Raw genomic sequence first — 20,400 nt, 5'->3', positions numbered from 1 at the left:
AGTCTTTTCTTATTTGTATGAACGTTGTTTAAGTTCAATATCGTTAAATTCTAACTCTTCTTTATGTAGAACTGCATCTGCAGGCTCTCCTTTATATTCCCAGGCAGAAACAAATGCAAAATCTTTATCATTACGTTTTGCTTCTCCTTTTTGTTCCCCATCTAATTCTACAGATTCTTCTCTAAAATGTCCACCGCAAGATTCTTCACGTGTTAAGGCATCCTTAGCAAATAACTCGCCAAGTTCTATAAAATCTGCCACCCTTCCTGCTTTTTCTAATTCAGGGTTCATTTCGTTCATGCCTCCAGGAACAGAAACATTTTTCCAGAAATCTTCACGTAAAGCTTTAATTTCTGCCATTGCTTCTTTAAGTCCTTTTTCATTACGAGACATTCCACATTTATCCCACATAATCTTACCTAGTTTTTTATGGTAATAATCAACAGAATGTTCTCCTTTGTTTGTTACAAAGAACTCTAAACGTTCTTTTGCTTCTTTTTCTGCTTCTATAAATTCTGGAGAATCAGTTGAAATTTTTCCTGTTCTAATGTCATCAGATAAATAATCTCCAATAGTATAAGGCAACACAAAATAACCATCTGCTAAACCTTGCATTAATGCAGAAGCTCCAAGTCTGTTAGCTCCATGATCAGAAAAATTAGCTTCTCCAATACAGTACAACCCAGGAACAGTAGTCATTAAATTATAATCTACCCAAACACCACCCATTGTATAGTGTACCGCTGGGTAAATCATCATAGGTGTTTTGTACGGATTCTCATCTACGATTTTCTCATACATTTGAAATAGGTTTCCGTATTTTGCCTCAACAATTGCTTGTCCTAATTCGTATATTTTAGCTTCAGAAGCATTTTTTATATTCTGAATTTTTGCTTGTTCCGTACCATAACGTGTAATTGCCGATGCAAAATCTAAATACACCGCTTCTCCAGTAGCATTTACACCGTAACCAGCATCACAACGTTCTTTTGCTGCTCTAGAGGCAACATCACGTGGTACTAGGTTTCCAAATGCTGGGTATCTACGTTCTAAGTAGTAATCTCTTTCGTCTTCAGACAAATCAGTAGGTTTCTTGCGACCTTCACGAATTGCCATAACATCTTCCATATTTTTAGGAACCCAAATACGACCATCATTACGTAAGGACTCAGACATCAATGTTAATTTAGACTGATAATCTCCAGAACGAGGAATACATGTTGGGTGAATTTGTGTATAACAAGGATTGGCAAAGAAAGCTCCTTTTTTATGTATTTTCCAACCAGCAGATACGTTAGATCCCATTGCATTGGTAGATAAGAAAAAAACATTTCCGTAACCACCAGAAGCAATAACTACAGCATGAGCAGAATGGCGTTCTATTTCTCCAGTAATAAGGTTACGTGCAATAATCCCTCTTGCTTTCCCATCAACTTTAACAACATCAAGCATTTCATGACGGTTGTGCATTTCAATCTTACCACGAGCAATTTGTCTGTTCATTGCAGAGTATGCTCCTAATAATAATTGTTGTCCTGTTTGTCCTTTAGCATAAAAAGTTCTAGAAACCAATACACCACCAAAAGAACGGTTATCTAATAACCCACCATAATCACGAGCAAATGGAACTCCTTGAGCAACACATTGGTCAATAATATTAGCAGATACTTCTGCTAAACGGTATACGTTTGCTTCACGGGAACGGTAATCACCACCCTTTACAGTATCATAAAATAATCTATAGGTAGAATCTCCATCTCCTTGATAGTTTTTAGCAGCATTAATACCACCTTGAGCAGCAATAGAGTGTGCTCTTCTTGGAGAATCTTGATAAGCAAATGCTTTTACATTATATCCTAATTCTGCTAATGTTGCACAAGCAGAACCTCCAGCTAATCCAGTACCAACAACAATAACATCTATGTTACGTTTGTTTGCAGGGTTAACTAAATCAATATGGTTTTTATAATCAGTCCACTTATTTTTAAGTGGTCCTTTTGGTACTTTAGAATCTAATACAGACATAGAATTGTATTATTAATGATTAAAATGATGAAAAAGAGCAATTAATATAAAACCTAAAGGAATTATAATGGCATAAGCTTTTCCAAATGCTTGAAGTTTTTCTTTTCTCATGGAACTAACTCCAGAAGATTGGAACGCAGAGCTAAACCCGTGCATTAAGTGTAAGGATAAAAACACAAATGCTAAAACATAAGCACCAACTCTTAGTGGATTAACAAACTTGTGTGTTAATTCTTCGTAATAACGGTACCCTTCACCATCTACTAGTAATCCAGACATATCGCCTTGAATATATTTTGTATTAATTTCTGGTATCCAAAAATCAATAAAGTGAAGAACTAAGAAACCTAAAATAGCTAATCCGCTATAAATCATATTTCTACTCATCCAGCTAGAATTAGCCGAACCATTATTTTTTGCATACTTTACAACTCTTGCGTTTCTATTCTTAATCTCTAGAATAAAGCCCATTATAAAATGGTACATTACTCCAAAAATTAAAATTGGTTGCATTACATACTGTATAACCCAAAAAGTTCCCATAAAATGAGAAGCTTCATTAAAAGCATTAGGGCTAAAAACGGAAAGTATGTTTATTGCAAAATGTTGTAAAAGAAAAAACATTAAAAATAAAGCAGAAAGTGCCATTGCATATTTTCTACCTATTGAAGATGTGAAAAATTTACTCATTGGTTAATTAATTTTAGACAAATTTAACGTACAAACGGTTGATTAACAAACTTTGTTTTATTAGCCTCCGTATTTATACTTAGTAAAAATAAGAAGCTTGTAAGCCTGTAAATACATAAATATAAGTTTCATAGTTAATTATGAAGAAAACGATTTCGTATAGCATATAATTTTCAAGCCTAAAAACTGAATTTTTTTCAATTTAATTTTGTTTTTTTACCTAATAAACTATGAAGAGTTTAAAATAATTAGGATGGATATTGGACTATTATCTGTAAGTGTAAATGTGTATTCTACAAGAAGAATAGTAGAAGAAGCTCAAAAATTAGGGCATTATATAGAACAAATTGACCATACAAAATGTGCTGTTAAGTTAGGGAAAGGCAGACCTCAAATTTTTTATCAAGGGCAAAATATAACCAATGTTTTTCAGGCCATAATACCAAGAATAGGAACAACCGTAACTAAACATGGTGCTGCTATAGTAAAGCAGTTTCAAATGAATGGGGTGTATAGTGTGGCAGAAGCGCAAAGTATTACTACTGCAAGAAATAAAGTACAAACCCTACAAATTATGGCTAGAAAGGGAATTGCCATTCCAGATACTCTTTTTTCTATTAGCCCAGATAATATTGAAGAACAGATAGATATTTTAGGTGGAATGCCAATAATAATTAAACTTCAAGAAGGGACACAAGGTTTAGGAGTAATTTTAGCAGAAACTAAAAAATCGGCTAAATCTATTATAGATACTTTTTATAAAATGAATACCAGTATTCTTATTCAAAAATACATAGAAGAATCTAAAGGAGAAGATATTAGGTTATTTGTTATTGGTAAACGGGTTGTTGCAAGCATGAAAAGAACAAGTGCTCCAGGAGATTTTAGATCTAACGTGCACCGTGGAGGAGCTACAGAAATAATAGAACCTACAAAAACTGAAAAGTTTATGGCTATTAATGCTACAAAACATGTGGGTTTAGATATTGCTGGGGTAGATTTACTACGTTCTAAAAATGGGCCGTTGTTAATTGAGGTAAATGCATCGCCTGGGTTACAAGGAATAGAAGCTGCTACAGGACTTAATATTGCAAGAGAAATTGTATTGTATGTTGAAAAAAATGGAGGACTTAAAAAGTGAAAATATTGTAATAGGTGGGGAAACTGTTTCTCCTGGGCAGTATAAGTTGCTAAGCATTAGTATTGGTAGGTTACCTACAGGTACTTTAATAGATATTCCTGTGTATGTTTTTAATGCAAAAGAACCAGGTCCAACACTGTTAGTACAAGCAGGCTTACATGGAGACGAAATTAATGGCGTGGAGATTGTACGACGTATGTTGCATAAAAAAAAGTTTGCCGTTAAAAAAGGAGCTGTAATTGCAGTGCCAATATTAAATATTTTTGGTTTTATACATTATTCCAGAGATGTTCCAGACGGTAAAGATGTAAACAGAAGTTTTCCTGGTTCTAAAACTGGTTCTTTAGCAGGGAGAATGGCGTACCATTATGTTTCTGAAATATTACCGCAAATAGATTTTGGTATAGATTTGCATACTGGTGGAGCGCAACGTAGTAATTATCCACAAATACGATATACTGTAGGGGATACACTAAGTAAAGACTTGGCTACTGCTTTTAATGCGCCGTTTACTTTTTCTTCTAAACTAATAAAAGGTTCTTTTAGAAGTGTTTCTTATAAAATGGGAAAGCCTACTGTAGTTTTTGAGGCTGGGGAAAGTATGCGTTTTGATACACATTGTATATCCGAAGGAATAAAAGGCATATTAAATGTTTTAGAACATTATAGTATGATAGACAAACAAGAATCTTTAAGCTTAGAAAAAAAGGGTTCAATTATACTTACAGATAGAAAATGGTTAAGAGCCCCAACTGCAGGTATGTTTATTTCAGAAGTAATAAACGGAACAGCCATTAAAAAGAATGCTATTTTAGGTATTATAACAGATACTTTTACTCTTAAAATTAAAACAATTAAAGCCCCTTATGATGGTTTTATTTGCGCTATAAATAACCAAGCCGTAGTTAACCAAGGAGACGCTTTATTTCATGTTGGGAAAAAGGAATAAAAACTAAAAATAGGTACTATTTTTAGTTTTTTGAGTACGTATTAAAAAGATTTAATAATGGCATGGAGAGTAGAGAAGTGGAGGCAAAATGTGTCTGCAAAGTATTATCTTAACTAGTTTTTAATTAGTATTAATTTTTGACCAATTCTAAGTGTACTCGTTTTTTTAATAGCATTATTTTTGCATATTGAACTTATAGAAACATGATACTTTTTTGATATTTCTGAAAGTGTATCTCCTTGCCTAATAACATATATTTGTTGCTGTTTTTTTTCACTTTGTAAAGCTTCTTCATAAGTATCGCAAATTGAAATGAGACTTTGTCTTTTAGAATTATGAAAGTGTGGTGTTACCCAATTTTTGGTCACCCATATATTTTGAGAGCGAATTCTATTTTTTTCTCCAAAATCAAATAGATATTCAGGATATATATACATGCCTTTAAAACTTACTTCAAGATGTAAATGACTCCCTCTGGCGTTTCCTGTTGTTCCGCCTTTACCTATAGTTTGACCTTTAGAAACCATATCGTTTATTTTTACCAGTTGTTTAGACAAATGTGCATATACCGTTTCTAAACCATTAAAATGACGAATGATAACTAATTTCCCGTGTCCCGCTTGAGAACCTACGTAGCGGACTTTTCCATCTAGCATGGCTAAAACATTATCGCCAGTAATTAAATCTATATCAATGCCTTTATGTGGTCTTCTATTGCGCCAGCCGTAACGAGACGTAATTACTTTTTTACGTTCAATTGGGGAAGCGTAAACACTATCTGTAAAAACAATATAAAAAGGGTGTTTTTTTATTTCTTTCTTATATGGGTCATAGGTAGATGTATCCCAAAACTCTGTCAGCCATATATTTGATGTACTGTCCTTTTTAATAGTTTTCATTTGTGTTACAGTATCTTGTTCTTTTAGATGATAAGTAGCGACAGTATCAATTTTAAGACTGTCTCGATACTGTGCATAACTATTAGTACACAAACAAAATAAAAAAAGGTACAGGCATAAAGGTTTCATAATAATGGAAACTATTTTTTTGAAGAACATAACTGTATTATTTTGAGAATTAAAACTAGGGAAGATTTTAGCGGTTATAAACCCAATTTATTCATTACTATTTTTATAGATTTACTATCTTCTCCAGTAGCGCGCAAAATAGTATCATACTTGCCAGAATCTTTTGCTAGTGCATAAATGAGGCTTTCACCAGAAAACTTCGTTTCTGTTAGGTATACGGGGTCTTTATATGCATTAGATGCCGACACTATTTTCCACCCTTTAGATATAAACATGTTTATAAGGTCATCAATGAAAAGGGCTGCAGCCAAATTATGGTGTAATAAAAGGCTGTGATTTATATGTCTGCCGTTTATTTTTAATGACAGTTTTTCGTAGAATTGCGCACGCTCCCAAATATGATTCAAATAGAAGGTTTTAAAATCACTTATATCGGCATTAGGATTGTCTTTTAGCCTTTTCACTAATCTACTTTCAATGTACCAGTCAGAATTATCAATGGTAACATATCCATTTCTATAATTTTGTTCCTTTAAAAAAGCTTTTGCTGCAGTTATCTTTTCTTCTGTATTACCTTCTTTTAAGTAAGGAAACCTAAAAAACTTACAATAATTCGAATACGTATTTATAATAGTATCATTTTTAATAAAATCATCTTTAAATGCCTCGAATGTATGGGTTTTATTGTTGTAGTTTAAATGGTTAAATGTATGGTTTGCAATTTTATGACCATCATTATTCCAACTTTTTAGTAATTGTTTTCCTTTATATCCAGTTTTACCTTCTCCGCTAACAAAAAACATAGCTTCTACCCGAGCATCTCTCAATTTTTGTAATAACATACTGTTCCATTGGTCTAAGGTATGGTTAGGTTTATCACGTAAGGAACCATCATCAAAAGTAAAACTGATTTTGGATTGAGAAAAAGAACTTAGAGGTATTAGTAATAGTAGTGTAATTATTTTTTTCATTTGTATGTTTTATAAATGTTTAGGCTATAGGCAGCCTGTTCTATTTAAAAAGAGAACTAATTTTGGTTAAAAGACTATAAAAAATTAAGGTAAGTTGTTAGCTAATAGAAACGTTTTATTTTAGATAGTTTATAGGATTTAGGCGTTTTCCATTATATTTAATTTCATAATGTAAATGAGACTCTTTTGATTTACCACTATTACCAAGATATCCAATAATATCTCCTTTTTTAACAGATTGGTTTTCAATAATATTAAACCCTTTTAAATGCGCGTACCAAGTTTCGTATCCATCAGCATGGGTTATAATAATTAGATTTCCCCAATCACCTACCATAGCAGCTTTGTTAACAATTCCATCTGCAGTCGCCAAAATAGGGGTGCCACTTTTTCCTCTAATATCTATCCCGCCATGAACTACATTTTTTTTGTTAGAATGCTTCCCCATTACTCCAAAAAATGTAGTTATATTCTCTACCGTCTCTTTTTGTACCGGGAATAAAGAAATAGGTTTACTTATAATTGTTGAATCTTCTAATATATCTAGATACACGCTACTATCAACCATTGGAGATGTAAATGCAGAAGTTAGAAATGTACAAACTGGTAAAAGCAAAATATATGTAATCTTTAACATATGGTTTGATTTAGGCTTGGTCATCATAATTACTCTTTTTTTTAGAATAGATTGATTAAAATAATTATAAAAATTATTTGTTTTTTGATGAATCTCAACGCCTTGTAATAACAGTTGTATATATTTAGAAGTTCTAGCACCGTTTTGAAGTACGCGATTATCTGCTTGGAATTCGTGTACTGATTTTAAAGACTTTCTATAAAAATAAGTTAACGGATTAAACCAAAAGAAGGCAATATAAATTTCAGAAAAAATAACATCCCAAGAATGTTTCAACTGAATATGGACCTTTTCATGCTCTATAATTTCTGGATTGTATTGCTCAATTTTGTGCTTAGGAATAAAGATCCAATTGAAGTATGAGAAAATATCAGACACATTAGCAGCAACTAATTGATAGCCTTTCTTTTGTTGAATTATAGATTTTTTCCGTAAAATAAATAGTTGCCTTATATGGAAAATAATTCTAATAAAATATATTGTAAATACCAACCAATATATAAATACTAATAAAACAGAGTAATTAAAAGAAGCCTCCCTTAACGGCTGCTCTATAGTTTGTAGTTGCTTATGAATAGTATCAAATGTTACCTTTTCAAATAAAGGAATTTCTATAATGTTTGAAGAAAGGGTAGGAAATAAATATTCTGAAAATGGAATTATAATAGAAACAATTGGAAGTAGTAATAGCACCAATCTATTTACATTATGAAAAGTTAGTGTATTTAAAAATAAGATGTATAAAAGATATAAAACTGAAAAAACAGAAGCCATTTGTATAAGGCAAAGAATCATATTAGTCATTTTTTTCTTTTAATTTTTCAATTTTATCTTCGAGCATCAATTTCATTTTTTCCAATTCAGTAAGATTTAAATCTTCATTATTTGCAAAAAATAAAGCAAACTTACTAGGAGAACCACTAAAAAAATTCCCAATAACATGTTTCATATGCCTTTTAAAATAAGTATCCTTTGAAACGGTTGGATAATATTGTCTAATTTTACCGTAGGTATTAAATTGTAAGTATTTTTTTTTCACTAAAACCCTAACAACAGTTGATATAGTAGTATATGCTGGTTTTGGTTCAGGAAACTGTTCTACAATATCTTTTAGGAATGCTTTTTCAAGTTTCCAAGCATATTGCATTACTTGTTCTTCCGCTTTAGTTAACTCATTCATAATGCAAATATATCATTAATTTTTAGTTATGACTATAAATATAGTAATAAAACTATAAATATAGTTGTATAGGTTTAACTTATTAGTGGTTTTATAAAAAATAACGAATCATTTAGCTATTATTTTTTATTTGCTAATATCTTCTAATTGAATAGAAAGTGCTTTAGTAGAAAGTTGTACTTCTATTAAACTTAGACTTAAAGAAATCATTAAGGCAAACAGGCTAATTCCAAATGCAACATTCGCAGCCAAAGTGCTTTTAATGTATATTAAAAACATGGTTATTACTGCAAGTAAAAAACTTATAATAGCAATTGCTTGCATGTTTTTTATAATAGATAAGCGTTTTCTTAATTGCTTTACTTGTAGTTCTATAGTAGAGGACTCTGTCTCTTTAAATTTTTGATGTAATTGCCTAATTAAAGCTGCAATTGCTAAATACCTAGCATTATAGGCTAGCATTGTTAAAGATATTGCAGGGAATAATAGTGCAGGAATACTTAAAGTAAGTTCCATTGTTTATAATTTAATAAATGGTCTGCTACTTGTTTCATTTTTTTTTGGAAAATCTTTAGGAATTTTTTGTGTAACTTTTCCTGTAGCTGCCCACTCTGCTCCTCTTAAAAATGTGGTTATAAAACCAACGCATTGTACAGAATAATCTGCATGCCCCATAATACTATGAAAAATACGCCCCTTGCCATATTCTAATGTCATTAAAGCTGGCTCATGACGTCCAGACCCTTTATTTTCTTTCTCGGAATAAGCAGTAGCTATAACCGTCATATTTTCTGCAGGACCTCTTAAGCTATTGTATAGTTCATCTTTTGTATGCAACCAAGTTTTTGGTAAACCTTTTGTAATTGGGTGTTTTTTATCTCTTATTTGAATTTGATATTCACTTTGCGGACCATGAGCACCAGCACTTCCGACGGATGTATCTCTTATTAATTTGCCTTTTTCGTCATAATATACATAGGGACCATCTTTTTCGCTACGATTTCCCCAACCACCTAAACCAATCATTTTGTTGTATGCTAACCATTCTGGAAAAGAATTATCTGCCGCATGAAAAACCACTAAACCACCACCATTTTCTATAAATTTTTCAAAAGCTTTTTGGGTTTTTTCTGGCCAATAGGCAGCTTTCCATCCAAAATTGCAAATAACTAAATCGTAATCAGAAAAGTTGGGGGCATAGTCGGGGTCTTTTTTTGGTTCTTTTAATGCCTCTGTATGTTTGTTATTTAAAGCGTATTCTTTAATATATTTTTCTCCTTTCCAAGTATAAGCTGTTCTGTCTAAATTTACAGAAAACAACTTTGTATCTACCATGTATTTTTTTAACATATAGCTTATTTTGGGCCATTGTCCATGATTGTTCTGACCATCAATAAGTAAAGCTTTTATTTTGGGCTGTTCTATAGTTTGGCCAATAACTGTAGTTGAAACTAAAAGAAGTATGAAAAATATTTTTTTAAGAAAGTGCATTGGTGTTTTTTTTAGAAAGATAGTATAAAAATTGTAACTATTTAATCGGTAGCAATCCCAAAGTAGTTCCAATGAACATCTTCTTTAAAAGGATTGCTTTGTGCATGTAATTCTCCAGGTTCAATAGTAATACAATCCCCTTTAGATAAAACTATAGTGTTGTTATTTACTATAAATTGCACTTTACCACTTACAATCTGAAAAACTTCAAACATGGTATCGTGTTTATGCAATTCTACCGCTTGTCCGGGTTTAAAAGTAGCAGATCCAAACATCATTAATTGTGGAATCTCTCCTCGTTCTATAAAAACCTTTTTTTTTATTTCAGCATTATGAGAAACTCCTACTTCTGGCAATTCTTTAGTTTTTACAAGTTTCATAATTAAGATATATTAGAGATTTATTCAATTGTAAAAGTAGTTTCTTTTTTAACAGTTTTACTTTCTAATAGAACGGTGTAAATGCCTTTTGGAAGATATGTTTTTCCGTTTTTAGCAGTTTCTAATTTGTTGTTATTATTTTTTTCAAAATTCAATTTTCCTTCGATAGAGAATGTAACATCAAAGGAAAGGATATTAAACCCTTTGTCCGATTCTATTTTGGTTTGGCTTACAATAGTTTTATCTTTAGAAATAATCTTTGCAGTGTATAGATTTTCGCTATTGGTGTAAAAAACAATATCTATACCAGGTGTTTCTGGTTTGCTCCATGAACTCCATGCATTCCCCCAGTTTTTAGAATGCCTAATAGATTTGATTTTAAATATATTTAAGTCTTTTTGTAGAATATCCTCTGTAGTTTCTTGTAACGGTTTAATGTTTGCTTTATAAATACTTCTTCCGTGTGTGCCAATTAATAAATGTTTAGCTTCTTCTTGTATAACTAAATCATGTACAGCTACATTAGGTAAACCGTTTTGCATAACTTCCCAGGAGCTTCCTCTGTTAAATGAGGTGTATAAACCATTGTCTGTCCCAACAAATAATAAATTCTCATTCTCAGGGTCTTCTATAAGTACATTTACTGGAGAATTAGGCATATTGTTCATAATGTTTTTCCAAGTATTTCCATAATCATTACTGCAATAAATATAAGATGTAAAATCGTCATTCCTATACCCATTTAGAGTAAGGTAAACTCTTTCTTTTTTATGCTTAGAAGCATGAACTCTGCTTACCCATAAGTTTTTTGGTAAACTATCTGATAAGATTTTCCAGCTACTTCCTCCGTCTTTAGAAATTTGAACAAGACCATCATCACTACCAGTGTATAATACACCAAATTTAAAAGGAGATTCAGAAATTGTTGTAAGTGTACCATAAGCTACATTCCCTTTTTTGCTTCCTAAGGTTAGATCGTTAGAAATAGTTTCCCATGAAGTCCCTTGGTTTAAAGATCTATGTAATTTATTACTACCTAAGTAAAGTATGTCTTGGTTGTGTTTAGATAATAAAATAGGGGTTTGCCAATTAAATCTATATGGTTTTTCTCCTAACTCATGTTTTGGCTGTATATATGTTTTTTTACCAGAACTTTTATTTATTCTATAGTAGTTTCCAAATTGATATCCGGTATAAACTATGTTGTGATTTCTACTGTCAATTTCTATTTGCATACCATCGCCTCCTATTAAAGACTTCCAAGGGTACTTTCCTGTTTGATGCCATTTAGTACTTATAGGAGCATTATGTGGGCCATGCCAAACACCGTTATCCTGTAACCCACCATAAACATGATATGGTTCTTGGTTGTCTACATTTATGGCGTAAAACTGCCCTACATTGTTGGTGTTTAATTTTGTCCAGTTTTTACCATTATCATAAGAGATGTTTAAACCACCATCATTACCACTAATTATGTGTCCTTCTAGATTTGGGTTTATCCATAATGCTTGGTGGTCTGCATGCACATTTTTCCCTTGTAGGTTAGAAAACGTTTCCCCATTATTTTCAGAAAATAATAAAGGAACACCAGTAATATAAATTTTGTCTTTATTGGTAGGGTTTACCCTAATTTCTCCAAAATAATACCCGTAACTATAGTATAAATCGTCAATAAAATCTTCATTTTTTTTAAGCCATGTTTCTCCTCCATTTTCAGTAAAGTATACTTCGGCACCAATTACGGGAGTGTTAAATAATAAAGAATTTGCATTTTCTAAATAGGTTGTAATATCTGCAGGTTTTTTAAGACCGCTTCTTACCATTTGTTTTAGGTTCTCTGCTCTATATTTTTCTTGAAACCCATTTGTTTTAAGAAAAGAGTTTAGTTTTTTATTATCAAGACTTAAGAACTCTTCATTAGTCATGGTTTTAAAAACCTCTTTGTCCAATTTGTCTGTTTTTTTAATGGTATTACTTTCTGTTTTTCTTCTATATTGATTATCAAGAACAGCATAAACAATACTGTCATTAAAAGCAGCAAGTCCTATTCTACCAACACCGTCACCAGTTGGAAATCCATTTTCTGTAGAAGTAATCTTTTCCCAAGTTTCTCCAGCGTTTATACTTTTGTAAATAGCAGAACCTTTACCACTACTAGTAAAATTCCACCCTTTTCTATCTTTTTGCCATGCAGAAGCATATACTATATTAAAGTTATTTGGAGCGTAAGCCAAATCAATAATTCCAGTGTTGGTATTTATATGAAGTGTTTTTGTCCAAGTTTTTCCCCCGTCTATAGTTTTGTAAATACCTCTTTCTTCATTAGGAGTGTATAAATGACCAGTTGCTCCAATAAGTACTTCATTAGGGTTATTAGGGTTAATTAGTATTCTACCAATATGGTGGGTGTCATTTAAACCAGTATTTATCCAGGTTTTTCCCTGATCTGTAGATTTTAATATGCCAATACCTGCATAAGAAGACCTAGAAGAGTTATTCTCCCCAGTACCAACCCAAATAGTACCATTTTTCCAGTCTACAGCAATATCACCAATGTTTTGTGTATTAGAATCATCCATTAATGGTGTAAAAGAGGTGCCATTATTGTTGGTGTACCAAAGACCACCTGAAGCATATGCTACATAAAACTCTGTTGGTTTTTTTTCATTAACATCAATATCTACAACACGACCGCTCATTATAGATGGACCTATATTTTTGAGTACTATATTTTTTACTAATGAGGTGTTTTTTAGTTCATTTTTCTTTAATAAGTCTTTATTAATTTTTTCTGATGCGCTATTTGTGTTTTGAGCAAAAGAATAAAAACAAAAACTAAGGATTAAAATGTGAAGGCATATTTTCATTTAAGTATAAACTGCTATGGTTTAAAAAGGGAAGTTAGGAATATCTTTTGTAGTGGTAAAATTTAAAATTTCACCATATATTTCCTTATGTAGTTGTAAATCAGTATTTAATATGGTATTAAATTGTTAGTTTAATAATTTTTTCGTTAATTTATTGCCATATAATCAACAAACTATATTATTATGGAAGAGTATTTACCATTAATTATTCAACTAGTAACTGGCGCCATTGGAGGTAATGTCGCAGGAAAATTGTTTAAAAACTTATCTTTAGGTACAGCAGGAAATAGCATTGCTGGTATTTTAGGAGGAGGTTTAGGAGGACAATTATTAGGAATGCTGGGTTTAGGAGCGGGAGCCGCTTCTGGAATTGATACATCTGCAGCAGTTGATGCTGCTGGAGGTATAGATTTATCGAGTATCTTAGGAAATGTAGCTGGCGGAGGCGTTGGTGGAGGGGTAATTATGGCAATATTTGGAATTATAAAAAATATGATGTCAAAATAATAAACACGACCAATATTTAAACCGGAAGGAGCTTATGTATGTAAGCTCCTTTTTTTGTTTTGTATACATAGGTTACCAAATAGATTTGTTAATTTTACTCGATAATCGAGATATAAATTTTTCCGAGGCTTACCTCTAACTTTGAAAGTTTAAAGTATGAAATATGAACAAATATCTAATAGTCTTTTTATAAAAAACCGCAAAAAATTTATGGCGAAAATGAAGCCTAATAGTATTGCCGTTTTTAATTCTAATGACGTTTATCCTGTTAGCGCAGATAGTACATTACCGTTTGAACAGCATAGAGATATTTTTTATTTATCTGGAGCGGATCAAGAAGAGACTATATTAGTATTATTTCCAGATGCTTTAAATAAAGACCAGAGAGAAGTATTATTTGTAAGAGAAACTAATGAACATATTGCTATTTGGGAAGGTGAAAAACTAACCAAAGAAAAAGCAACAGAAGTTTCAGGAATACAAACAGTTTATTGGCTTTCAGATTTTGACAAAGTGTTTTTTGATTTAATGACTGAGGCAGATACTGTTTATTTTAACACCAATGAGCATTATCGCCAAGCAGTAGAAACGCAAACAAGAGAAGACCGTTTTATACTTAAATGCAAGCAACAATTTCCTGCGCACCTGTATGCTAAAAGCAATCCTATTTTACAAGAAATTAGGGGGGTAAAAGAACCAGAGGAAATTGTGCTAATGCAAACAGCTTGTAATATTACAGAAAAAGGATTTCGTCGTTTACTAGGTTTTATTAAGCCTGGTGTTTGGGAATATGAGATAGAGGCAGAGCTACTTCATGAGTTTATTTGTAACCGTTCTAAGGGTTTTGCATATACGCCAATAATAGCAGGTGGTAATAATGCAAATGTTTTACATTACATAGAAAATAATAAGCAATGTAAAGATGGCGATTTAATTTTAATGGATGTTGCTGCAGAATATGCTAATTATTCTTCCGATTTAACACGTACAATTCCTATTAATGGAAAATTTACTCCAAGACAAAAAGCAGTATATGAAGCAGTTCTAAGAGTTAAAAATGAAGCAACAGCAATGTTGGCTCCAGGAACAATTTGGGCAGAATACCATAAGGAATGTGGAAAAATAATGACCTCAGAGTTGTTAGGTCTTGGTTTATTAGATAAAGCCGATGTACAGAATGAAGATAAAAATTGGCCGGCATATAAAAAGTACTTTATGCATGGAACTAGTCATCATATAGGTTTAAATACCCACGATTATGGAGCATTAAAAACTCCAATGAAAGCCAATATGGTTTTTACAGTAGAGCCTGGTATTTATATTCCGGAAGAAAAAATGGGTATTCGTATAGAGGATGATGTAGTTATTCAGGAAAAAGGAGCGCCTTTTAATCTTATGGCAAATATTCCTATAGAGGTTGATGAGATAGAAACATTAATGAATAGTTAATACATTAAGATAAATATCTTTTAGATTTATACAACAGTTTTAAAGTTATAATTATGCTTGGTTTAAAATTAGCAACAGACCCGCGTTGGGCAAACTTAGTGGAAAGTAATATTGAAGAAATATTAACAGACCATGCGTGGTGCGAGCAAAAAGCAGCAACCAATGCAATTACTATTATTTCTTTAAATTCTGAACACGAAGATTTAGTAACAGATTTATTAGCGTTGGCGCAAGAAGAATTGGAACACTTTCAGATGGTTCATACAATTATAAAAAAACGCGGTTATAAATTAGGAAGAGAAAGAAAAGATAGTTACGTGAATGAGCTTTTTAAAGTACAAATGAAAGGAGGAAGCAGGCAGCAAGCTCTAATAAACAGACTATTGTTTTCTGCTATGATAGAAGCACGCAGTTGCGAACGCTTTAAAGTTCTTTCCGATAATATAAAAGACGAAGAACTCTCTAAGTTTTATCGTGAGTTAATGATTAGTGAAGCTGGACATTACAAAACATTTCTAGGCTTTGCTCGTAAATATGGAGAAGGTATTGATGTAGATAAGCAATGGAAAAACCTTTTAGAAAAGGAAGGAGAAATAATTAAAAACTATGGCAAATCAGAATCTATTCATGGGTAATACTCCCTTACCCATTATTTATTAATAATACCTAAAATAACTTTAGGTCTAATTCTTTTTTACTTTAGTTAATCTTATTATTTTGTTTTTCAATGATTTAAAAAAGTGTCATTCATCGATACAAAAAGAGCAGTTCATCGAATTTTGTGTTTTTAATCGAAAAAAAAAGAAATTTATTTGTTTTTGCCAATAAAAAACAGGGTTATGTCGTTATCTCTTCATAATGTTTTAAAAAGCATTTTTTAACACCATTAACCAAATTAAGAACTTTGTATTTATAGGTTCCCAAATCGTATAAATACCCCTAAAAAAACCTACATTATGAAGAAATACATATGCAGTATTTTTGGACACCACTACGCTGTGTCTAAAAAAGTTACTTCACACATTAAGGAATACAAATGCATTCATTGCGGTAGAGAGGTTACAACAGATGTTAGTGGAAATTTATCTGCTTTAACACCAGAATTACAGGATATAAATAAAACCCTTGAGGATATTTATCAGAAAAGACACAGGGCTGCTGCAAAGCAAGTAGCTTAACCTATGCTTTGGCGAGCGAATTCCAGCCCTGAGCGGTTATCGGAATTTTAGAATTATTCCTAGAGATTAAGAAAGCACCTTCATTCTCTTCTGTCGTATGCCCCACGACAGAAAAGTTAGGATTGCCCTTAATTTTTGGGAATTCTTTTTGGTCTATAGTGAACAATAATTCATAATCTTCACCACCACTTAAGGCAACTGTAGTACCATCTAAATTAAACTCTTCACAAGTAGAAATTACGGTTGGATCTAACGGAATTTTATCTTCATATAAGTTTATCCCAACCTTACTATTTTCACACAAATGCAAAATTTCAGAGGAAAGACCGTCACTAATATCTATCATAGAAGTTGGGTGTACACCTAACTCTTTTAGTAATTCCGGAATATCTTTACGAGCTTCTGGTTTTAATTGTCTTTCAACAATATAAGAGTAAGGCTCTAAATCTGGTTGGTTATTAGGGTTTACTTTAAAAACTTCCTTTTCTCTTTCTAAAACTTGTAACCCCATATAAGCACCACCTAAATCGCCGGTAACAACTAGTAAATCTTTTGGTTTAGCACCGTTTCTATATACAATATCTTCTTCATTAGCTTCCCCAATAGCAGTAATACTAATTAACATACCTTTGGTAGATGAGGTAGTATCCCCACCAATTAAATCTACTTTATATTTATCCGTAGCAGTTTTTATTCCTGCGTATAATTCTTCTAATGCTTCTAAAGGAAATCTATTAGAAACAGCAATAGAAACAGTGATTTGAGTTGCTTTAGCATTCATGGCATAAATATCTGATAGATTTACCATTACAGCCTTATAACCTAAATGCTTAAGAGGCATGTAGCTAAGGTCAAAATGCACATTTTCTACTAATAAATCTGTAGAAATAACTACTTTTTTATCTTTAAAATCTAATACAGCAGCATCGTCGCCAATACCTTTTATAGTTGAGGTCTTAGTTATTTTAAAATTCTTAGTTAAATGGTTAATTAATCCAAATTCTCCTAAACTTTCTAAAGATGTTCTTTCCTGATTCTTGTCTTCTAGCATATTGCAAAAATAAGGATCCTAGAATTAAGAACCATAGTTTCTATTGGGTTAGATGTTGTTACATAAAGAAAACTTATAACTATATGAGTTATATTAATGTAAGTTTATAGCAAAAAATCCTACTTATAACATATATTTGTAAACTATTTAGATTTAATCCAGTTAACTATGATTCAAGTATCGGAAACAGCAAAAAAGAGAGTTGTAGGCTTAATGACCGAAGGAGGTTTTGATGCTACTAAGGACTATGTGCGCGTTGGTGTAAAAAGTGGAGGTTGTAGCGGTTTGTCTTATGAATTAGATTTTGACAATAAAGTTAGTGAAACCGATAAGGTTTTTGAAGACAATGATGTACGTATTGTAGTAGATAAAAAAAGCTTTTTATACCTAGTAGGTACTACATTAGAGTATTCGGGAGGTCTAAATGGAAAAGGTTTTGTGTTTAATAATCCCAACGCACAGAGAACATGCGGTTGTGGTGAGAGTTTTTCATTATAAAACAACTTACTAAAACTTTATAGTTTTATAGATAATAATATTAATTAGTTCAATTCTCCCTTTGGGGGATTAAATGGGGCTTATGGCATATACAGAAGAGGAATTAAAAAAAGAGTTAGAAACCAAAGAATATGAATATGGTTTTTATACAGATATTGAGTCGGATACTTTTCCAAAAGGTCTTAATGAAGATATAGTTCGTGCTATTTCTAAAAAGAAGAACGAACCACAGTGGATGACAGATTGGCGTTTAGATGCTTTTCGTGTTTGGGAAAAAATGGAAGAGCCAGAGTGGGCAAATGTAAATTATGAGAAACCAGATTTTCAGGCAATAAGTTACTATTCTGCACCAAAAGCAGCAGACCCTAATAAGACGTTGGACGATGTGGATCCAGATTTATTAGAAATGTATCGTAAACTTGGAATTTCAGTAGATGAGCAAAAGAAGTTGCAAAATGTTGCGGTAGATATTGTTGTAGATTCTGTTTCTGTAGCAACTACATTTAAAAAGACTCTTGCAGAAAAGGGTATTATTTTTATGCCAATTTCTGAAGCTATACAAGAACATCCAGAATTAGTTAAAAAATATATGGGAACTGTAGTTCCTAAAACAGATAATTTTTATGCAGCTTTAAATTCTGCGGTATTTACAGATGGTTCTTTCTGTTATATTCCAAAAGGCGTAAAATGTCCAATGGAATTATCTACTTATTTTAGAATTAATGAAGGTGGTACAGGACAGTTCGAAAGAACTTTAGTAATTGCCGATGAAAGTAGTTATGTAAGTTATTTAGAAGGTTGTACAGCACCATCCAGAGATGAAAACCAATTACACGCAGCAGTGGTAGAGCTTATTGCTTTAGATGATGCAGAGATAAAATACTCAACGGTACAAAACTGGTTCCCTGGTAATGCAGAAGGCAAAGGAGGGGTTTACAATTTTGTAACTAAAAGAGGTATTTGTGAGAAAAACTCAAAAATATCTTGGACGCAAGTAGAAACTGGTTCTGCGGTAACATGGAAATATCCTTCTTGTATCTTAAAAGGAGACAACTCCATCGGAGAATTTTATTCTATAGCTGTAACAAATAATTACCAACAAGCAGATACAGGTACAAAAATGATTCACCTTGGAAAAAACACAAAGAGTACTATTATCTCTAAAGGTATTTCTGCAGGAAAATCTCAGAATAGCTATCGTGGTTTAGTACAAGTAGGTTCTAGAGCAGAAAACGCTAGAAACTTCTCGCAGTGCGATTCTTTACTAATGGGTAATGAATGTGGCGCACATACTTTTCCGTATATAGAAGCAAAAAATAAATCGGCAATGATAGAGCATGAGGCTACTACAAGTAAAATTGGTGAAGACCAAATTTTCTATTGTAACCAAAGGGGAATAGATACAGAAAAAGCTATTGCACTTATTGTAAATGGTTTTAGTAAAGAAGTATTAAATAAATTACCAATGGAGTTTGCTGTAGAAGCTCAAAAATTATTAGAGATTAGTTTAGAAGGTTCTGTAGGGTAGTCAATAAGATTATATACTGCATAAAAAAATAAAATTGCCAAAGGCACCAGAATATTTAAAGTAGAAGACAATGTTAAAAATTAATAATCTACACGCACAAGTAGAGGATAAGGAAATTTTAAAAGGAATTAATTTGGAGATGAAAGCAGGGGAGGTTCATGCAATAATGGGCCCTAATGGTTCTGGAAAAAGTACCTTAGCATCTGTAATCGCTGGAAAAGAGAATTTTGAAGTTACTGATGGTTCTGTAGAATTAGATGGTGAGGATTTAGATGAAGTTTCTCCAGAAGAAAGAGCGCACAAAGGGGTGTTTTTATCTTTTCAATATCCTGTAGAAATTCCTGGAGTTTCTGTAACTAACTTTATGAAAACGGCTATTAACGAGTCTAGAAAAGCAAAGGGATTAGAAGAAATGCCTGCGAAAGACATGCTAAAGTTAATTAGAGAAAAATCAGAACTTTTAGAAATAGACCGTAAGTTCTTATCACGTTCTTTAAACGAAGGTTTTTCGGGTGGAGAGAAAAAACGTAATGAAATTTTCCAGATGGCAATGTTAGAACCTAAACTAGCTATTTTAGATGAAACAGATTCTGGTTTAGATATAGATGCTTTACGTATTGTTGCTAACGGAGTTAATAAGCTTAAGAGTAAAGACAACGCGGTATTAGTAATTACACACTACCAACGTTTGTTAGATTATATAGTGCCAGATTTTGTACATGTTTTACATAATGGTAAAATAGTAAAATCTGGAGGAAAAGAACTAGCATTAGAGTTAGAAGAAAAAGGTTACGATTGGCTTAAAAATGAAGCTACAGTTTAACAGG

Annotated in this window: 20 protein-coding genes; 9 read left to right on the top strand and 11 right to left on the bottom strand. The window is 32.1% G+C overall.

Annotation, left to right across the window (positions count from 1 at the left end; all coding sequences use genetic code 11):
* Positions 1 to 9: 9 nt before the first annotated feature.
* Positions 10 to 2,025, bottom strand: coding sequence for a fumarate reductase/succinate dehydrogenase flavoprotein subunit (locus tag Q0945_RS03560; protein ID WP_299430845.1), 2,016 nt, complete (start codon positions 2,023 to 2,025; stop codon positions 10 to 12).
* A gap of 12 nt (positions 2,026 to 2,037) precedes the next feature.
* Entirely contained in the window at positions 2,038 to 2,715 is a 678-nt protein-coding gene (locus Q0945_RS03555) for a succinate dehydrogenase cytochrome b subunit (protein WP_299430843.1), read from the bottom strand.
* A 253-nt stretch (positions 2,716 to 2,968) separates the two neighbouring features.
* Here Q0945_RS03555 and Q0945_RS03550 point away from each other — a divergent pair, with 253 nt between their 5' ends.
* Positions 2,969 to 3,856, top strand: a complete 888-nt coding sequence (locus Q0945_RS03550; protein WP_299430841.1) for a RimK family alpha-L-glutamate ligase — start codon at positions 2,969 to 2,971, stop codon at positions 3,854 to 3,856.
* The gene (locus Q0945_RS03545; RefSeq protein ID WP_299430839.1) at positions 3,837 to 4,805 is read left to right on the top strand and encodes a succinylglutamate desuccinylase/aspartoacylase family protein; all 969 of its coding nucleotides are present in this window, start codon (positions 3,837 to 3,839) and stop codon (positions 4,803 to 4,805) included. Before Q0945_RS03550 ends, Q0945_RS03545 begins: the two co-directional genes overlap by 20 nt.
* Positions 4,806 to 4,918: 113 nt before the next feature.
* Here Q0945_RS03545 and Q0945_RS03540 read toward each other — a convergent pair whose 3' ends face one another.
* The 8 genes from Q0945_RS03540 to Q0945_RS03505 all read right to left on the bottom strand — a co-directional run bounded on the left by Q0945_RS03540 (position 4,919) and on the right by Q0945_RS03505 (position 13,362).
* On the bottom strand, positions 4,919 to 5,704 hold the full coding sequence (locus Q0945_RS03540; RefSeq protein ID WP_299430837.1) for a M23 family metallopeptidase: 786 nt from the start codon (positions 5,702 to 5,704) through the stop codon (positions 4,919 to 4,921).
* A gap of 203 nt (positions 5,705 to 5,907) precedes the next feature.
* On the bottom strand, positions 5,908 to 6,804 hold the full coding sequence (locus Q0945_RS03535; protein ID WP_299430835.1) for a polysaccharide deacetylase family protein: 897 nt from the start codon (positions 6,802 to 6,804) through the stop codon (positions 5,908 to 5,910).
* A 115-nt stretch (positions 6,805 to 6,919) separates the two neighbouring features.
* Positions 6,920 to 8,245 (bottom strand): peptidoglycan DD-metalloendopeptidase family protein, encoded by a 1,326-nt coding sequence (locus tag Q0945_RS03530; RefSeq protein ID WP_299430833.1) that lies wholly within the window; start codon positions 8,243 to 8,245, stop codon positions 6,920 to 6,922.
* Positions 8,238 to 8,621 (bottom strand): BlaI/MecI/CopY family transcriptional regulator, encoded by a 384-nt coding sequence (locus Q0945_RS03525; protein ID WP_299430831.1) that lies wholly within the window; start codon positions 8,619 to 8,621, stop codon positions 8,238 to 8,240. Before Q0945_RS03525 ends, Q0945_RS03530 begins: the two co-directional genes overlap by 8 nt.
* Before the next feature lie 126 nt (positions 8,622 to 8,747).
* Positions 8,748 to 9,137 carry a DUF2721 domain-containing protein gene (locus Q0945_RS03520; RefSeq protein ID WP_299430829.1) on the bottom strand — a complete coding sequence of 130 codons (390 nt, stop codon included), beginning with the start codon at positions 9,135 to 9,137 and terminating at the stop codon, positions 8,748 to 8,750.
* 3 nt (positions 9,138 to 9,140) lie between these two features.
* Positions 9,141 to 10,112, bottom strand: a complete 972-nt coding sequence (locus Q0945_RS03515) for a ThuA domain-containing protein (RefSeq protein WP_299430827.1) — start codon at positions 10,110 to 10,112, stop codon at positions 9,141 to 9,143.
* A 41-nt stretch (positions 10,113 to 10,153) separates the two neighbouring features.
* Positions 10,154 to 10,492 carry a cupin domain-containing protein gene (locus Q0945_RS03510; RefSeq protein WP_299430825.1) on the bottom strand — a complete coding sequence of 113 codons (339 nt, stop codon included), beginning with the start codon at positions 10,490 to 10,492 and terminating at the stop codon, positions 10,154 to 10,156.
* A gap of 20 nt (positions 10,493 to 10,512) precedes the next feature.
* Positions 10,513 to 13,362, bottom strand: a complete 2,850-nt coding sequence (locus tag Q0945_RS03505) for a glycosyl hydrolase (protein WP_299430823.1) — start codon at positions 13,360 to 13,362, stop codon at positions 10,513 to 10,515.
* 183 nt (positions 13,363 to 13,545) lie between these two features.
* Between Q0945_RS03505 and Q0945_RS03500 the strand changes: the two genes are divergently transcribed.
* From Q0945_RS03500 to Q0945_RS03485, 4 genes are all read left to right on the top strand, one after another.
* The gene (locus tag Q0945_RS03500; RefSeq protein ID WP_299430821.1) at positions 13,546 to 13,869 is read left to right on the top strand and encodes a hypothetical protein; all 324 of its coding nucleotides are present in this window, start codon (positions 13,546 to 13,548) and stop codon (positions 13,867 to 13,869) included.
* Positions 13,870 to 14,025: 156 nt separating this feature from the next.
* Positions 14,026 to 15,318 (top strand): aminopeptidase P N-terminal domain-containing protein, encoded by a 1,293-nt coding sequence (locus Q0945_RS03495; protein ID WP_299430819.1) that lies wholly within the window; start codon positions 14,026 to 14,028, stop codon positions 15,316 to 15,318.
* A gap of 53 nt (positions 15,319 to 15,371) precedes the next feature.
* The gene (locus Q0945_RS03490) at positions 15,372 to 15,953 is read left to right on the top strand and encodes a tRNA-(ms[2]io[6]A)-hydroxylase (RefSeq protein WP_299430817.1); all 582 of its coding nucleotides are present in this window, start codon (positions 15,372 to 15,374) and stop codon (positions 15,951 to 15,953) included.
* 321 nt (positions 15,954 to 16,274) lie between these two features.
* Positions 16,275 to 16,496, top strand: a complete 222-nt coding sequence (locus Q0945_RS03485; RefSeq protein WP_299430815.1) for a hypothetical protein — start codon at positions 16,275 to 16,277, stop codon at positions 16,494 to 16,496.
* A gap of 1 nt (position 16,497) precedes the next feature.
* Here the strand turns inward: Q0945_RS03485 and thiL are convergent, their stop codons facing one another.
* Positions 16,498 to 17,547 carry a thiamine-phosphate kinase gene (gene thiL / locus Q0945_RS03480; RefSeq protein WP_299430813.1) on the bottom strand — a complete coding sequence of 350 codons (1,050 nt, stop codon included), beginning with the start codon at positions 17,545 to 17,547 and terminating at the stop codon, positions 16,498 to 16,500.
* Between the two features lie 168 nt (positions 17,548 to 17,715).
* Here thiL and Q0945_RS03475 point away from each other — a divergent pair, with 168 nt between their 5' ends.
* From Q0945_RS03475 to sufC, 3 genes are all read left to right on the top strand, one after another.
* Entirely contained in the window at positions 17,716 to 18,045 is a 330-nt protein-coding gene (locus tag Q0945_RS03475; RefSeq protein WP_299430811.1) for an iron-sulfur cluster assembly accessory protein, read from the top strand.
* 82 nt (positions 18,046 to 18,127) lie between these two features.
* Entirely contained in the window at positions 18,128 to 19,573 is a 1,446-nt protein-coding gene (gene sufB, locus Q0945_RS03470; protein ID WP_299430809.1) for a Fe-S cluster assembly protein SufB, read from the top strand.
* Between the two features lie 70 nt (positions 19,574 to 19,643).
* Positions 19,644 to 20,396 carry a Fe-S cluster assembly ATPase SufC gene (sufC, locus tag Q0945_RS03465; protein WP_298485185.1) on the top strand — a complete coding sequence of 251 codons (753 nt, stop codon included), beginning with the start codon at positions 19,644 to 19,646 and terminating at the stop codon, positions 20,394 to 20,396.
* The last annotated feature ends 4 nt before the right edge of the window (positions 20,397 to 20,400 follow it).

The sequence above is a fragment of the uncultured Maribacter sp. genome, assembly GCF_947500405.1.
GTDB lineage: Bacteria > Bacteroidota > Bacteroidia > Flavobacteriales > Flavobacteriaceae > Maribacter_B.
This window is presented reverse-complemented; position numbering and strand designations above follow the sequence as displayed.

Excerpts from the sequence above, each read along its gene's own strand:
- Q0945_RS03560 (WP_299430845.1), bottom strand. The coding sequence starts at position 2,025 with ATGTCTGTATTAGATTCTAAAGTACCAAAAGGACCACTTAAAAATAAG.
- Q0945_RS03555 (WP_299430843.1), bottom strand. The coding sequence starts at position 2,715 with ATGAGTAAATTTTTCACATCTTCAATAGGTAGAAAATATGCAATGGCA.
- Q0945_RS03550 (WP_299430841.1), top strand. The coding sequence starts at position 2,969 with ATGGATATTGGACTATTATCTGTAAGTGTAAATGTGTATTCTACAAGA.
- Q0945_RS03545 (WP_299430839.1), top strand. The coding sequence starts at position 3,837 with ATGGAGGACTTAAAAAGTGAAAATATTGTAATAGGTGGGGAAACTGTT.
- Q0945_RS03540 (WP_299430837.1), bottom strand. The coding sequence starts at position 5,704 with ATGAAAACTATTAAAAAGGACAGTACATCAAATATATGGCTGACAGAG.
- Q0945_RS03535 (WP_299430835.1), bottom strand. The coding sequence starts at position 6,804 with ATGAAAAAAATAATTACACTACTATTACTAATACCTCTAAGTTCTTTT.
- Q0945_RS03530 (WP_299430833.1), bottom strand. The coding sequence starts at position 8,245 with ATGACTAATATGATTCTTTGCCTTATACAAATGGCTTCTGTTTTTTCA.
- Q0945_RS03525 (WP_299430831.1), bottom strand. The coding sequence starts at position 8,621 with ATGAATGAGTTAACTAAAGCGGAAGAACAAGTAATGCAATATGCTTGG.
- Q0945_RS03520 (WP_299430829.1), bottom strand. The coding sequence starts at position 9,137 with ATGGAACTTACTTTAAGTATTCCTGCACTATTATTCCCTGCAATATCT.
- Q0945_RS03515 (WP_299430827.1), bottom strand. The coding sequence starts at position 10,112 with ATGCACTTTCTTAAAAAAATATTTTTCATACTTCTTTTAGTTTCAACT.
- Q0945_RS03510 (WP_299430825.1), bottom strand. The coding sequence starts at position 10,492 with ATGAAACTTGTAAAAACTAAAGAATTGCCAGAAGTAGGAGTTTCTCAT.
- Q0945_RS03505 (WP_299430823.1), bottom strand. The coding sequence starts at position 13,362 with ATGAAAATATGCCTTCACATTTTAATCCTTAGTTTTTGTTTTTATTCT.
- Q0945_RS03500 (WP_299430821.1), top strand. The coding sequence starts at position 13,546 with ATGGAAGAGTATTTACCATTAATTATTCAACTAGTAACTGGCGCCATT.
- Q0945_RS03495 (WP_299430819.1), top strand. The coding sequence starts at position 14,026 with ATGAAATATGAACAAATATCTAATAGTCTTTTTATAAAAAACCGCAAA.
- Q0945_RS03490 (WP_299430817.1), top strand. The coding sequence starts at position 15,372 with ATGCTTGGTTTAAAATTAGCAACAGACCCGCGTTGGGCAAACTTAGTG.
- Q0945_RS03485 (WP_299430815.1), top strand. The coding sequence starts at position 16,275 with ATGAAGAAATACATATGCAGTATTTTTGGACACCACTACGCTGTGTCT.
- thiL (WP_299430813.1), bottom strand. The coding sequence starts at position 17,547 with ATGCTAGAAGACAAGAATCAGGAAAGAACATCTTTAGAAAGTTTAGGA.
- Q0945_RS03475 (WP_299430811.1), top strand. The coding sequence starts at position 17,716 with ATGATTCAAGTATCGGAAACAGCAAAAAAGAGAGTTGTAGGCTTAATG.
- sufB (WP_299430809.1), top strand. The coding sequence starts at position 18,128 with ATGGCATATACAGAAGAGGAATTAAAAAAAGAGTTAGAAACCAAAGAA.
- sufC (WP_298485185.1), top strand. The coding sequence starts at position 19,644 with ATGTTAAAAATTAATAATCTACACGCACAAGTAGAGGATAAGGAAATT.